Below are 14,292 nucleotides of genomic sequence, written 5' to 3' on the forward strand. Positions count from 1 at the left end.
TCTATTATGCTGACACCCATTATGACTAAACAAGCGCACTGCCCTACAGATACCCGTGAACATTTGCTCGCTACTGGCGAGACCCTCAGCCTGCGTCTCGGTTTTACCGGTATGGGACTGAGCGAACTGCTGAGCACGGCGGGCGTGCCAAAAGGTTCGTTCTACCACTACTTCCGGTCGAAGGAAGTGTTTGGCGAAGCGATGCTGCAGCGTTATTTCGAACATTATGATGCGGCAATGCAGCAGCTGTTTGCCGACGATAAAGGCGATGCACGCCACCAATTGTTAAGCTATTACGCTCAGGCGATCAGCTATCACTGCCGCAGCGAATGCCATAACGCCTGCCTGGCGGTGAAATTGTCTGCCGAGGTGAGCGACCTGTCGGAGCCCATGCGTCATGCGCTGGAAACCGGCAGTGCCCGGGTGATTGGTCACCTGCAGGATACGATTGAACGCGGGATCCGCGAAGGTTCATTGTCGCTGGCCATGAGCCCGGCGGCCACGGCGGAAACGCTGTATTCCCTGTGGCTTGGCGCTTCATTACGCGCCAAAATCCGCCACTCGGTCGCCCCGCTGACCAACGCGCTGGAAAGTATTGAACTGTTGTTGCGTCCGGCGCAACACTAAACAAAACACCCTGTTTATCATGAATTGCCGCATTGGGCGGCTTTACATTCGTTACTAGTCGACCGGTCTATTAATATAGGATGCACTATGAAGCTTGAAAAGTTGTTCTCCCCGCTGAAGGTTGGCGCTGTAACCCTGCCAAACCGCGTGTTTATGGCCCCGCTGACGCGTCTGCGCAGCATAGAGCCTGGTGATATCCCGACGCCACTGATGGGCGAATATTATGCCCAACGCGCCAGCGCGGGTCTGATTGTCACCGAAGCCACCCAGATTTCTTTCCAGGCGAAAGGCTATGCCGGCGCACCGGGGCTGCATACCCCAGAGCAGATCGCCGCATGGAAAAAGATCACCCAGGCTGTGCATGACAAGAACGGTCATATCGCCGTTCAACTGTGGCACGTGGGCCGTATTTCCCATAATAGCCTGCAGCCGGGCCAGCAGGCTCCGGTAGCCCCTTCTGCGATCAATGCCGACACACGCACTACCGTGCGTGACGAAACCGGCGCCTGGGTACGAGTGCCAACCTCTACCCCACGCGCCCTGGAAACTGAAGAGATCCCAGGCATCATTAATGATTTCCGCCAGGCGACTGCCAACGCACGTGAAGCCGGTTTCGACTTTATCGAACTGCATGCGGCGCACGGCTATCTGCTGCACCAGTTTATGGCTCCGGCCTCTAACCAGCGCACCGATCAGTACGGCGGCAGCATCGAAAACCGCACGCGTCTGACACTGGAAGTGGTTGATGCCAGCATCGCTGAATGGGGTTCAGAGCACATTGGTATCCGTATTTCACCGCTGGGTCCGTTCAACGGCCTGGACAATGGTGAAGATCAGGAAGATGCAGCCCTGTATCTGGTGGAAGAGCTGAACAAGCGTAACATCGCTTATCTGCACATTTCTGAGCCTGACTGGGCAGGTGGCAAGCCTTATTCCGACGCCTTCCGTGACTCGGTACGCGCCCACTTTAAAGGCGTGATTGTCGGGGCCGGCGCCTATACCGCCGAGAAAGCAGAAGAGCTGATCAATAAAGGCTTTATCGATGCCGTGGCCTTTGGTCGTAGCTATATCGCCAACCCGGACCTGGTTGAGCGCTTTAAACTGAGCGCTGAGCTGAACGAACCTAAACCGGAAACTTTCTACGGCGGCGGTGCTGAAGGCTACACCGACTACCCAACGCTGTAAGTAAAATAGCAAAGCCCGCCGGTAGGCCAATGCCGGCGGGCTTTTTGCCATTTAGGGGGAGCCGTCAGTTAGCTCGCGGCCAACCTCGCCCAACGTTTCATTTCATTGGCTCCAAGATCCTTCATTATTGTGAGAAACCAAACGGTAAACTTTTCAGGATTACGCGTTGTTTCATCCGTTAATTGCTGAATATCAGTCCACGACCAACTATGGGCCTCTTCAGGCGCCCCTTCCGGCTTGCCGTCAAATAAACCGACGTAGATATGATCGAATTCGTGCTCAATCAAATCGCCGGGTACCGCAGCCTGATAGGTAAAGCTGGAAACTTGTTGTAGCTCAGTGCTGAACCCCATCTCCTCCTGCAGGCGGCGCTGAGCCGCAGCCAGCGTTGACTCGCCCCAGCGCGGGTGACCACAACAGCTGTTGGTCCATAGCCCGGCCGAGTGATACTTGCTGAATGCTCGCTGTTGCAGCAGCAAGCGGCCCTGGCTATCAAAGATAAAAATTGAAAATGCCCGGTGCAGTAACCCCTGTTGGTGTACCCGCGTTTTGCTTTGCGAGCCAATCGGATTATCATCAGCATCAACCAGAATCAGCATTTCATCCATTAAGCGGCTCCTTCGGCAAACCTGATGTTACTGCTGTGAAAATATAAACCGTCATTATTAATCTGATCCAAATTTATAAATTAGCCCTGTCCAATCCGGGCGCTACATCGTTATCGTGACGCTCTGTTCCTGACAGCGGTTATAGTACCTATTTCCATGTTATGCACGGCGACAAAGTGTGCGGTAGTGTTATCCTGCGGAACTTTTGAGTGACAACGTCACTGATGTCATGATGCTCCCTGCCGTGGCATACATTGAAATCCCTTATGCGGCAACGCTATACTGGATTTGCTTCAATCCATCCGCCATTGGCAACGGCACATCCAATCAGAGGAATTATGCGCTTACTCCATACCATGATCCGCGTCGGTGATCTGCAACGCTCCATCGACTTCTATACCAAGGTATTAGGCATGCGCTTGCTGCGTACCAGCGAGAACCCGGAATACAAGTACTCACTGGCGTTTGTAGGCTATACCGATGAAAGTGAAGGTGCGGTGATTGAACTGACCTATAACTGGGGCACCGACAGCTACGAAATGGGCACCGCATTCGGCCATCTGGCCCTGGGTGTTGATGATGTCGCCGCAACCTGTGACAGCATTCGTCATGCCGGTGGCAAGGTTACTCGCGAAGCCGGCCCGGTCAAGGGCGGCACCACGGTTATCGCCTTTGTTGAAGATCCGGACGGTTATAAAATCGAACTGATCGAAAACAAACACGCCGGCCATGGCCTCGGCCACTAAGGTCAATCAGGGGCGCTTTCTGCGCCCTTGTTTTTTCCGCGTGATAACCGCCTGCAACCGGGCGCAAAATTTGCCATAATGCGCGCTGCATTCGATGAAGATAAGAAACTGATGGCCGAAAAAAGTGATCTTAACGCCCTGAGTGGCCGTTTTCGTGGGTTTTACCCCGTAGTGATAGATATAGAAACCGCCGGATTTAATGCCAAAACTGACGCGCTGCTGGAGATTGCCGCCGTTACGTTAAAAATGGATGAAGACGGCTGGTTGCAGCAGGACGAAACCCTGCACTTTCACGTGGAGCCTTTTGAAGGTGCCAACCTGCAGCCCGAAGCGCTGGCGTTTAACGGCATAGATCCGAGTAATCCCCTGCGCGGTGCAGTCAGTGAGTACGATGCACTGCACGCTATTTTTAAAGCGGTGCGCAAAGGCATTAAGGATCGCGGCTGTAACCGGGCGATAATTGTGGCGCATAACGCCAATTTTGATCACAGCTTCCTGATGGCAGCCGCCGAGCGTGCCAGCCTGAAACGCAATCCTTTCCACCCTTTCGCCACCTTTGACACCGCGGCGTTAAGCGGACTGGTGTTGGGACAGACGGTACTGGCCAAAGCCTGCATTGCCGCCGATATTCCCTTCGACAGTGCCCAGGCCCATTCAGCGCTGTATGACACCGAGCAAACCGCTCAGCTGTTCTGCGAGCTGGTTAACCGCTGGAAGCGTCTTGGCGGTTGGCCGCTGGCCGCCACTAATACCGACTAAGACAAAAAAATCGGGCGGCCCAGTATTAGCTGGCACCGCCCGATGACTTGCAACAATAAAACCGAGCCGATTATGGCTGCTGGTCTTCCTGCTGTTTGTACTTCTCTGCCGTTTCTTTGATCAGCTGCTGCAATTCGCCGCGCTGATACATTTCCATGATGATATCACAGCCGCCGACCAGCTCACCGTCTACCCACAGCTGTGGGAAAGTCGGCCAGTTGGCGTATTTCGGCAACTCGGAACGGATGTCCGGGTTCTGCAGAATATCAACGTAAGCAAAGCGTTCGCCACAGGCAGACAGCGCCTGCACGGCTTGCGCAGAGAAACCGCAGTTTGGCAATTTCGGTGAACCTTTCATATACAGCAGAATTGGGTTCTCAGTGATCTGGTGCTGAATTTTTTCAATCGTCGTCGTCATTATATTGCTTCCTCAAGCCAAATCTCATGGCTACAACATGCATCACATTGGCTATTGTAGCGGCTGGAACAGTCGCAAGAAAACGCCATCTTTTGCAAGGGCATTCCCCCGTTGTCAGTCGCGTCTCACCGGCAAGGCCTTTCCGGTCAAAACATATGCGCAGAATAACATTTTTAATCTGGCCATTTCACTAATATATTTTTTATCAAAACGCGCCGTTTAATAAGTCCGCCGGTGGTCATTGTTGGTTTTTTATACATCAACAGTTTGATTTTTCGGCAAAAAAAATGCTATTAACGTTTTCTCACAATATGGATTATCATTTATGAGTTCTTCGCTGTTTTATATGGCGAAATTCGGGAATACTGTCACTCATTCGATATCTGTTCCGGGGCCAAGGTTGGTAACGTCGACATGCGTTTAATTCTTACGCTTTTTGTGCTGTTGTTTACACAGCTATTCTTTAATCTGGCGCACGCAGCGCCACAGGCCCGTGTTGCCGCTGAGCAGCGCAAGAGCCACGTAAACGAAGCCCGGCCGGATGACCGCAAGAAAAAGAAAGCGGTTAAGGCCAGCAGCAAAAAAGTGAAAGTCACTACTCCGCAAAAAACCGCCAAGGTCACCAAAGCCAAAACAGAAAAAACCGCTAAAAAGATCGTCAGCGCAAAATCGAAAAACAAAACTCATAAAATAGCCAAAATTAAAGTGACCCCGCCGAAGAAGGGCTATAAAAAAGGCTATGGACGCCATCGCGAAAGCGGTATGGCCACCGCCAAATTGGTGGGTGACGAAAAGCCACTGAAGCTCAGCCCGGCGCACAAAAAACGCTACCAGCATGCCAAGCAAACCGCGATGGCCAAGCTGATGGATCAAATGGGTAAACCTTATCGCTGGGGTGGCACCTCGCCAAGAACCGGCTTTGACTGCAGCGGTCTGATTTATTACGCCTATAAAGACATCGTTAAAATTAAAATGCCGCGTACTGCCAACGAGATGTACCACCTGCGTGACGCAGCGCCGATTAAAAAGAGTGAACTGGAAAGCGGCGACCTGGTGTTCTTCCGCATTAACAACCGCGGCGCGGCAGACCATGTTGGGGTTTATCTGGGCAACGGTAAATTCATTCAGTCACCGCGTACCGGTGAAGAAATCCGCATTAGCCAGCTCGACAACGATTACTGGCAAAACCACTACATCGGCGCACGCCGGGTAGTCACGCCAAAAACCATTCGATAATACTCTTTGCGGCTGGCGCTGCCAGCCGCTCTCCCCTGATAATTCCCGCAAACCTCATTGTTGTACTCAATCCCTTGTCCGTTTCCCCTGTATTTCATCGCGAAAATTGCTAAGCTAAATACCCACAATAAAAGAAGGCCAATCTGTTGCCGTTGTTACGACGGTGGGCTGGCACTGTACTAGGAGGAAGCAATGTCGTTTGAACTACCTGCATTACCTTATGAAAAAAACGCCCTCGAACCACACATTTCCGCAGAAACCCTGGAATACCACTATGGCAAGCATCACAACGCCTACGTGGTGAACCTGAACAACCTGCTGAAAGGCAGCAAGTTTGAAGGATTATCCCTGGAAGAGATCGTTAAGGCCTCTGACGGCGGCATCTTCAACAATGCGGCCCAGGTATGGAACCACACTTTCTATTGGCACTGCCTGTCGCCACAGGGCGGTGGTGAGCCTGAAGGTAAACTGGCTGAGGCGATTAATCAGGCATTTGGTTCTTTCGCCGCCTTTAAGCAGCAATTCAGCGACGCCGCAGTGAAAAACTTTGGCGCAGGCTGGACCTGGCTGGTGAAAAAACCAGAGGGTACGCTGGCCATTGTTAACACCTCGAACGCGGCGACACCGCTGACCGGTGATGATAAACCGTTGCTGACCGTCGACGTCTGGGAACACGCCTACTACATCGATTACCGCAATGCGCGACCTGCCTACCTGGAAAATTTCTGGGCACTGGTTAACTGGGCATTTGTGGAAAAGAACCTGGCGTAACGCGGGGAAAAACAATCAGGCGCAGCGGGCTGCGCCTGTTTTACTTGAGGGGATCAGTTCAAAGCAGCGGTGAAACTGAAAGCAATAATCACGGCCAGCGCACAAACGGTGGTGAACAGTGACATTTTCAGATCGGTATCCATTACAACTCCTTTTCAGATTGGGTTTCCCAAGGGTAAAAGGCACACAATTAATGCGTCAAACCATTTTCACACAGTTGAACAATAAAATCTTGTTATCATTTCCCGGTTTATTATACCGATTACCTCTTCCACTTTGGCTCAATATGGGACAAAATTCGCAGTTCACAACTGTGTACCGGCAAAATGCCCCTCCTGACCAAGCGCTGACGACTTCAACACACTAAAAACTCAGTTTTCGCTTCTTTGGAGAAGGATCTACGCAGGCAAACGATTAACATCACACTTACATGCTGCAACATGTGAGTTCAGGAGTCATTCTTTACATGGCAACGATTAAAGATGTGGCCAAACGCGCTGGCGTTTCCACCACCACCGTTTCGCACGTCATCAATAAGACTCGTTTCGTCGCCGAAGAAACTAAAGCGGCCGTTGGCGCTGCGATTAAAGAGCTGCATTACTCACCCAGCGCCGTAGCGCGCAGCCTGAAGGTCAATCACACCAAATCGATTGGCCTGCTGGCCACCTCCAGCGAAGCCCCCTACTTTGCCGAAGTGATCGAGGCGGTAGAAAACAGCTGCTACAGCAAAGGCTATACGCTGATTTTGTGCAACTCGCACAACAATCTGGACAAACAGCGGGCCTATTTGGCAATGCTGGCGCAAAAGCGTGTCGATGGCCTGCTGGTGATGTGTTCGGAATACCCAGACCAATTGCTGGGTATGCTGGAAGACTACCGCAACATCCCAATGGTGGTGATGGACTGGGGCGCAGCCCGCGGTGATTTTACCGATAGCATCATTGATAACGCCTTCGAAGGCGGCTATCTGGCCGGACGTTATCTGATTGAACGCGGTCACCGCGATATCGGTGCCATTCCAGGCCAACTGTCGCGCAATACCGGTGGCGGTCGCCATCAGGGCTTTTTAAAAGCCATGGAAGAAGCCAATATCGAAGTACGCGACGAGTGGATTGTTCAGGGAGACTTTGAGCCGGAATCCGGTTACAAGGCCATGCACCAGATCTTGTCGCAAAAACATCGGCCGACCGCGGTATTCTGCGGCGGCGACATCATGGCGATGGGCGCGATCTGCGCCGCCGACGAGCTTGGTCTGCGGGTGCCGCAAGACATTTCGGTGATTGGCTACGATAACGTGCGTAACGCCCGCTATTTCACCCCGGCGCTGACCACCATTCATCAGCCCAAAGAGCGTTTGGGAGAGATGGCGTTCACCATGTTGCTGGACCGTATTATCAGCAAGCGCGAAGAGTCGCAGGTGATTGAAGTGCATCCAAAGCTGATTGAGCGCCGTTCGGTCGCTGACGGCCCATTCATCGATTACCGCCGCTAATTGCCAACGCCGGAAGCCTCTGTGGTTTCCGGCGTCACTTCGCTTAACCATTCCTGATTCAGCGTTTCACTGTCCCCCAGGTAGTCCAATAGCCAGGCCATCGCCGGTGATGGCGTATTCTGCTGCCAGGTCAGGCAACAGGGGCTGGCCGGAAACGGCTGCTGCAACTGCAACGCTACCAGTTCCCCACGCTGCACCAATGGCAATGCCTGATGCGCAGGCATCATGCCAACGCACAGACCGGCACACAGACAGTCCAGCGCCGAGGCCCAGTCCGGCACCACCAGCCGCCGTTGGTTATCCAGTGTCCAGGTGACCCGCTTGGGCAGGTTACGCGAGGTATCTTCCAGACACAGCGACGGGAAAGGCCGCAGTTGATCATCATTCAACAGTCCATCCAACGCCGCCAGCGGATGCTGCGGACTGACCACGCACAGCCAGCGCATGTCGCCCATATCGCGAAAGGCAAACCCGCCGCCGACCGGCACCGCACGCGTCGCCCCAATCGCCATATCAGCACGTCCATCCACCAGCGCATCCCAGACGCCGTTAAACACCTCAGGTTGAACCAAGAGTTCTACGTCGGGGAAATGGCGATAGAAATCCAGCACCAGTTGGCGGCAACGCTGGGGTTTAACAATGATGTCTACCGCAATTTTCAGTTGGCCACGCCAGCCGTTAGCCACCTGCTGACACTGGCGGCGGGTGTCGAGCATTTTTTTGATGACACTGCGTGCTTCCTGCACAAACACCACGCCGGCCGGGGTCAGTTCCACGTCACGATGACGCCGTTCAAACAGCGGAACTGCCAACCATTGTTCCAATTGCCGCACGGTATAACTGACCGCCGAGGGCACACGGTGCAGCTCCTGCGCCGCTGCGCTAAAGCTGCCGGTGCGGGCGACCGCGTCTACCACATCGAGAGAATATTCAGACCACATGAGCTTGCCTTCAATTTTTTTAACAGCACCTCGCAAATATTACCGTTTCACAAGCAGAGATCCAGCCGGATACACTTGCCGGCGCTAAAAACCTGCGACATTAAAATATTAACGAGAAATACCATGCGAAATTCCTTTGGTTTTATGTTCTACCTTGCCGGCCTGAGTATGCTGGGTTATCTGGCCACCGACATGTATCTGCCCGCCTTTGGTGTGATGCAGCAAGACCTGCAAATTTCCGCTGGGGCGATCAGTGCCAGCCTCAGTATCTTCCTGGCCGGCTTTGCCTTTGCTCAACTGCTGTGGGGGCCGCTTTCCGACCATCTCGGCCGTAAGCCGGTATTGCTGATTGGTCTGGCCCTGTTTGCTCTGGGATGTCTGGGCATGCTGTGGGTACAAAATGCCGTTCAACTGTGGTCACTGCGGTTTATCCAGGCAATTGGCGTCTGTTCCGCCGCCGTCACCTGGCAGGCACTGGTGATCGACCGCTACCGCGAAGGCAAGGCAAACCGCGTATTCGCCACCATTATGCCGCTGGTCGCCCTCTCACCGGCGCTGGCACCCCTGGTCGGCGCCTGGTTGCTGAACCACATGGGCTGGCGTGCCATTTTCGCCGTGCTGCTGGGCATTACCGTCATTCTCTTGCTGCCGACTCTGTTGTTGAAAGAAAACGCCAAAACGCAGCCTTCCAGCGAAAAGAAAAGCAGCCTGACTTTCCTGCAATTGCTGAAATCTCCGGTATTCAGCGGTAGCGTTATCATCTTTGCTGCCTGCTCCGCCGGCTTCTTCGCCTGGCTGACCGGCTCACCTTTTATTCTTGGCGATATGGGGTACAGCCCAAATGATATCGGCCTGAGCTATGTGCCGCAGACCCTGGCCTTCCTGTTAGGAGGTTATGGCTGCCGCACTGCGTTAAATCGCATTAATGGCAACACCTTACTGCCGTGGCTGCTGGTAGCTTATGGCATCAGCATGGTGGCGTTATACCTGGTTGCCACGCAGACCGAACCCACGCTTACCACGCTGCTGATCCCGTTCTGCGTGATGGCGCTGGTCAACGGTGCCACCTACCCAATCGTAGTGGCAAATGCATTAACCCCGTTCCCGGAAGGCACCGGTAAAGCCGCCGCGCTGCAAAATACCCTGCAGTTGGGCCTGTGTTTTGTCGCCAGCATGCTGGTATCGGCCTTTATCAGCCAGCCGCTGTTGGCAACGGTGACGGTGATGGTTTCTACGGTAGTATTAGCCGCATTGGGCTATATGCTGCAACGGGGAAAAGTGATGGATGAACAGCAGGCGACGCGGCAGGAACATGCTAACTCAGCGTCATAATTGTATGTGTTAATAATCACTTAAAGAATATTTTTGCCGAGTGCGATTTACAGTTGAGTAAGCGCCTCGGCAAGCCTATACTCAAAACGACCTTTTAAAATAACACCTTTATAATTTCTTTATCACAAATTGCTGTTGTGTACGCGTATGGCGTCACACTTTTTTAAGGATTGTCTTTCCAGCGTTTCTTGCGCAGGAACCTTCTTAAAGTTTTCCTCTGTTCATAGTCGGATATCAGACGCCACGGAACTTTTTGCCGTAGGTAAACGTATGCTCCCGCAGAATTTGTCTAAGCTATTTTTTGGCGGGTCATAAGTCAGAAGAAGGTGATGGAGAAGCTATGAGTTCATCGTGTATAGAAGATGTGAGCATCCAGGACAACCAATGGTATCGCATCGCTAATGAAATGCTCAGCATGGCCGGTATTGAAATAAACGGCTCACGCCCTTTCGATATTCAGGTTAAAAATCCCAATTTTTTTAAACGCGTGCTGCAGGACGGTTCTCTTGGCCTGGGCGAAAGCTATATGGATGGCTGGTGGGAATGTGAACGGCTGGATATATTCTTTCAACACGTGGTGCGTGCCGGGCTGGAAAAGAAACTCCCCCGCCATTTAAAAGATACCCTGCGTATTGCTGCCGCGCGCCTCACCAATTTGCAATCGAAGAAACGCGCCTGGATAGTCGGTAAAGAACATTACGATCTGGGGAACGATCTGTTTACGCAGATGCTCGATCCGCATATGCAATATTCCTGCGCCTACTGGAAAGAAGCCACCACGCTGGAAGAAGCGCAAGAAGCCAAGCTGCGGATGATTTGCGAAAAACTGCAGCTGCAGCCGGGCATGAACCTGCTGGATATTGGCTGTGGCTGGGGCGGACTTTCCGCCTATGCGGCGAAAAACTATGGTGTTTCGGTGGTGGGTGTGACCATTTCCGCCGAACAACAAAAACTGGCTCAGGAACATTGCGCCGGGCTGGACGTCGATATTCGGTTACAGGACTACCGCGATTTACACCAGCTGTTTGACCGTATTGTTTCTGTCGGCATGTTCGAGCACGTCGGTCCGAAAAATTACCACACCTATTTTAAAGTGGTGGAACGTAATTTAAAACCGGACGGTCTGTTCCTGCTGCACACCATTGGCTCGAATCGGACAGATATGAATGTTGACCCGTGGATCAACAAATATATCTTCCCGAATGGCTGTCTGCCGTCGATCTCACATATTGCCCAGGCCAGTGAGGGGCATTTCGTGATGGAAGATTGGCATAATATTGGCGCCGATTATGATCGCACCCTGATGGCCTGGTACGAACGCTTCAAACAGGCGTGGCCACTGCTTGCCCAGCGTTATTCAGATCGTTTCGAACGCATGTTCAGCTATTATCTGAACGCCTGCGCCGGAGCCTTCCGCGCACGTGATATTCAACTGTGGCAAGTGGTATTCAGCCCTAAAGGGGTTGACGGCGGTATTCGCGTAACGCGTTAATCTCGACGCTTCCAATAAAAGAACCCCGGCTAGCTTGCACTGACCGGGGTTCTTTTTATGTATTGACCAGCGTGGGTATATCAGCCGCAATACACCCGGATGATCTTATCATCACTATCGCCGAGGAAGTTCAGCCGACGCAGGTTAAAGTCCATCGTGACCGCAGAGTTATACGGTATAGCGCGCACTTGCGACTCAATCTGCACGCCTTCCAGCGCTGACATCGGTTTGCCGACATAGTTCTGATATTGCGCTGCGCCGCAGGTATCGTTCTCTGCATCCGCCGCCGTGTTGGCGGTACCCTGTTCAGGCGAGCTGCTACAAGCACTCAGCGCCAACAGCGCCGTTAACATCAACGTTTTCCCATAAAACTTCACGCGATAGCTCCTCTCTGGTTTGTCGTTCGTCAGATCTTCTGCGCCAGCGCACTCGCCGCCGCCATTGCCGCTTCACGGCTCGCCAACACCCGCTCGACAGTGTCAACCACCGCCTGCGTTTGTGGATCGATTTCAATATTCACCTTATCACCCAGGCGTTTTTTGCCCAGCGTGGTGCGCTCCAGAGTTTCCGGGATCAAATGTACGCAAAAACGATTATTGACGACCTCACCGATAGTCAGACTAATACCATCGATGCCAATGAAGCCTTTGTGCAGAACGTATTTCATCAGTTCCGCGTCCGGCATGCGCAGCCATATCTGACGATTATTCTCAGAGGTATAAATCTTGGCAACCTCTGCCGTGCAGATAATATGGCCGGACATCAGGTGACCGCCAATTTCATCATTAAATTTGGCCGCTCTTTCGATGTTGACCACGTCACCCAACGTCAATTCACCAAGGTTGGTCAGGCGCAGCGTCTCTTTGATCAAATCAAAACTGACGCGGTTGCCCTCTACCGCAGTGACGGTCAGGCAGCAACCGTTATGAGACACCGACGCGCCAAGCTCCAGCCCGGGCAGCAGTTCAGTAGGCATCTCGATGACGTGAGTGCGGAAGTTGGATTTTTCATCAATGGCGACCAGCGGCGCGGTGCCTTGTACGATACCGGTGAACATGTGGGCCTCTTCTTTCTAAAAATGTTTAAAGCGCTTGGGGCAGTTTGCCCCAGTTGACGATGAAAACCAAACCCGAGGCGACAAAAAATCTGCAGCTGCGCATTTAATAACTATTTCATCACAGCATTTGCTTAACCACGCCGAGCGGGTACAATCTTTTTGACAAAATTCCGCTATTTTTAATTGTTGTCCTTTCACGACGACCTTTCCCTCCATCATAAATAAATAGAAAAGGTGTATGCGTGCAGAAGTACTTAATTGAAGCGCGTAGCTTATTGGCCCTCGCTATCCCGGTGATCATCGCGCAAATATCACAAACCGCAATGGGCGTGGTTGATACCATTATGGCCGGTGCCTACAGCGCCACAGATATGGCGGCGGTTGCCGTGGGTACCTCAATCTGGCTACCGGCTATCCTGTTCGGCCACGGCCTGCTGCTGGCGCTAACGCCGGTGATTGCACAGCTCAATGGCGCTGGCCGACGCGATCGCATCGCTCATCAGGTGCGTCAGGGCTTTTGGCTGGCCGCCGCCGTCTCACTGCTGGTAATTATCGTGCTGTATAACAGCAAGTTTGTCATCGACATGATGCACAACATCGACCCGCGGTTGGCGGATAAAGCGGTGGGCTATCTGCATGCCATCATGTGGGGCGCGCCGGGCTATCTGTTCTTCCAGGTGCTGCGTGGCCAATGCGAAGGCCTGTCGAAAACCAAACCGGGCATGGTGATTGGCTTTCTCGGCCTGCTGGTGAATATCCCGATTAACTATATTTTCATCTACGGCAAATTCGGCATGCCGGAGCTGGGTGGCGTCGGTTGCGGCGTGGCAACCGCCAGCGTTTACTGGTTTATGTTCCTGGCGATGCGTTGGTACGTAAAACGCGCCCCTTCACAACGCGATATTCTGCCACACGAAGGCAGCAGCATGCGGCCAGACTGGCCGGCGATGAAACGCTTATTCGGCATTGGCCTGCCGGTAGCGCTGGCGCTGTTCTTTGAGGTCACGCTGTTCGCTATCGTCGCCCTGTTGGTGTCGCCACTGGGCATTGTTTCCGTGGCCGGGCACCAGATTGCACTTAACTTCAGCGCACTGATGTTTGTATTGCCATTGTCACTGGGGGTCAGCGCAACTATCCGCGTCGGCTATCGGTTGGGTGAAGGCTCGGTTGAAGGTGCGCGAATTGCCGCCTATGCGGCTATTGCCGTCGGTATCGCCATGGCCTGCTGCACCGCGCTGTTTACCGCCACCTTCCGTGAACAAATTGCCCTGCTGTATAACGACAGCCCGGCGGTGGTTGCCATGGCCTCGCACCTGATGCTGCTGGCGGCTATTTACCAGATTTCCGACTCTATTCAGGTGATCGGCAGCGGCATTCTGCGTGGTTATAAAGATACCCGTTCAATCTTCTTCATCACCTTTGTAGCCTATTGGATCCTGGGGCTGCCGAGCGGTTATGTGCTGGCGCTGACCGATATCCTGGTACCGGCAATGGGGCCTAGCGGATTCTGGATTGGCTTTATCATTGGCCTGACCTTCGCCGCCATCATGATGGCCATGCGTATGCGCTGGCTGCAAAGACAACCGGCGGCACTGATCCTGCAGCGCTCCACCCGTTAAGACTGGCCA

At 53.1% G+C, this 14,292-nt stretch carries 16 protein-coding genes; 10 read left to right on the forward strand and 6 right to left on the reverse strand.

The window, feature by feature from the left end:
• Nucleotides 1-6 precede the first annotated feature (6 nt).
• Nucleotides 7-627 carry a TetR/AcrR family transcriptional regulator gene (locus tag FCL49_RS03750; protein WP_174352486.1) on the forward strand — a complete coding sequence of 207 codons (621 nt, stop codon included), beginning with the start codon at nucleotides 7-9 and terminating at the stop codon, nucleotides 625-627.
• Between the two features lie 87 nt (nucleotides 628-714).
• Nucleotides 715-1,812, forward strand: a complete 1,098-nt coding sequence (locus FCL49_RS03755) for an alkene reductase (RefSeq protein WP_174352487.1) — start codon at nucleotides 715-717, stop codon at nucleotides 1,810-1,812.
• Nucleotides 1,813-1,880: 68 nt separating this feature from the next.
• On the opposite strand, the gene idi is transcribed toward FCL49_RS03755, so the two are convergent.
• Nucleotides 1,881-2,420, reverse strand: a complete 540-nt coding sequence (gene idi / locus FCL49_RS03760) for an isopentenyl-diphosphate Delta-isomerase (RefSeq protein WP_174352488.1) — start codon at nucleotides 2,418-2,420, stop codon at nucleotides 1,881-1,883.
• 338 nt (nucleotides 2,421-2,758) lie between these two features.
• Here idi and gloA point away from each other — a divergent pair, with 338 nt between their 5' ends.
• Nucleotides 2,759-3,166: a lactoylglutathione lyase gene (gene gloA / locus FCL49_RS03765; RefSeq protein WP_153860638.1), complete on the forward strand. Its 408-nt coding sequence runs from the start codon at nucleotides 2,759-2,761 to the stop codon at nucleotides 3,164-3,166.
• Nucleotides 3,167-3,244: 78 nt separating this feature from the next.
• Entirely contained in the window at nucleotides 3,245-3,925 is a 681-nt protein-coding gene (gene rnt, locus FCL49_RS03770) for a ribonuclease T (RefSeq protein ID WP_135316354.1), read from the forward strand.
• 70 nt (nucleotides 3,926-3,995) lie between these two features.
• On the opposite strand, the gene FCL49_RS03775 is transcribed toward rnt, so the two are convergent.
• Nucleotides 3,996-4,343, reverse strand: a complete 348-nt coding sequence (locus FCL49_RS03775; protein ID WP_012144929.1) for a Grx4 family monothiol glutaredoxin — start codon at nucleotides 4,341-4,343, stop codon at nucleotides 3,996-3,998.
• A 414-nt stretch (nucleotides 4,344-4,757) separates the two neighbouring features.
• On the opposite strand from FCL49_RS03775, the gene FCL49_RS03780 reads away from it, so the two are divergent.
• The gene (locus FCL49_RS03780) at nucleotides 4,758-5,579 is read left to right on the forward strand and encodes a C40 family peptidase (protein ID WP_174352489.1); all 822 of its coding nucleotides are present in this window, start codon (nucleotides 4,758-4,760) and stop codon (nucleotides 5,577-5,579) included.
• 192 nt (nucleotides 5,580-5,771) lie between these two features.
• Complete coding sequence (gene sodB / locus FCL49_RS03785) at nucleotides 5,772-6,350, forward strand: superoxide dismutase [Fe] (RefSeq protein ID WP_174352490.1); 579 nt, start codon at nucleotides 5,772-5,774, stop codon at nucleotides 6,348-6,350.
• Nucleotides 6,351-6,403: 53 nt separating this feature from the next.
• Here the strand turns inward: sodB and FCL49_RS03790 are convergent, their stop codons facing one another.
• Nucleotides 6,404-6,493 carry a YnhF family membrane protein gene (locus FCL49_RS03790; RefSeq protein ID WP_004943739.1) on the reverse strand — a complete coding sequence of 30 codons (90 nt, stop codon included), beginning with the start codon at nucleotides 6,491-6,493 and terminating at the stop codon, nucleotides 6,404-6,406.
• Nucleotides 6,494-6,816: 323 nt separating this feature from the next.
• Here FCL49_RS03790 and purR point away from each other — a divergent pair, with 323 nt between their 5' ends.
• On the forward strand, nucleotides 6,817-7,842 hold the full coding sequence (gene purR, locus FCL49_RS03795; protein ID WP_135316351.1) for an HTH-type transcriptional repressor PurR: 1,026 nt from the start codon (nucleotides 6,817-6,819) through the stop codon (nucleotides 7,840-7,842).
• Here purR and punR read toward each other — a convergent pair.
• On the reverse strand, nucleotides 7,839-8,783 hold the full coding sequence (gene punR / locus FCL49_RS03800) for a DNA-binding transcriptional activator PunR (protein WP_174352491.1): 945 nt from the start codon (nucleotides 8,781-8,783) through the stop codon (nucleotides 7,839-7,841). The two genes, purR and punR, sit on opposite strands and share 4 nt — an antisense overlap.
• A gap of 123 nt (nucleotides 8,784-8,906) precedes the next feature.
• Between punR and punC the strand changes: the two genes are divergently transcribed.
• On the forward strand, nucleotides 8,907-10,115 hold the full coding sequence (punC, locus tag FCL49_RS03805) for a purine nucleoside transporter PunC (RefSeq protein WP_174352492.1): 1,209 nt from the start codon (nucleotides 8,907-8,909) through the stop codon (nucleotides 10,113-10,115).
• A 340-nt stretch (nucleotides 10,116-10,455) separates the two neighbouring features.
• Nucleotides 10,456-11,607: a cyclopropane fatty acyl phospholipid synthase gene (gene cfa, locus FCL49_RS03810; RefSeq protein WP_174352493.1), complete on the forward strand. Its 1,152-nt coding sequence runs from the start codon at nucleotides 10,456-10,458 to the stop codon at nucleotides 11,605-11,607.
• An 80-nt stretch (nucleotides 11,608-11,687) separates the two neighbouring features.
• Here the strand turns inward: cfa and FCL49_RS03815 are convergent, their stop codons facing one another.
• Both FCL49_RS03815 and FCL49_RS03820 read right to left on the reverse strand, forming a co-directional pair.
• Complete coding sequence (locus FCL49_RS03815) at nucleotides 11,688-11,984, reverse strand: I78 family peptidase inhibitor (RefSeq protein WP_174352494.1); 297 nt, start codon at nucleotides 11,982-11,984, stop codon at nucleotides 11,688-11,690.
• A gap of 29 nt (nucleotides 11,985-12,013) precedes the next feature.
• Nucleotides 12,014-12,664, reverse strand: coding sequence for a riboflavin synthase subunit alpha (locus FCL49_RS03820; RefSeq protein WP_174352495.1), 651 nt, complete (start codon nucleotides 12,662-12,664; stop codon nucleotides 12,014-12,016).
• Between the two features lie 242 nt (nucleotides 12,665-12,906).
• Between FCL49_RS03820 and FCL49_RS03825 the strand changes: the two genes are divergently transcribed.
• Nucleotides 12,907-14,283, forward strand: a complete 1,377-nt coding sequence (locus FCL49_RS03825) for an MATE family efflux transporter (RefSeq protein ID WP_174352496.1) — start codon at nucleotides 12,907-12,909, stop codon at nucleotides 14,281-14,283.
• Nucleotides 14,284-14,292: the final 9 nt, after the last annotated feature.

Source organism: Serratia proteamaculans, from assembly GCF_013337185.1.
Taxonomy (GTDB): domain Bacteria; phylum Pseudomonadota; class Gammaproteobacteria; order Enterobacterales; family Enterobacteriaceae; genus Serratia; species Serratia proteamaculans_D.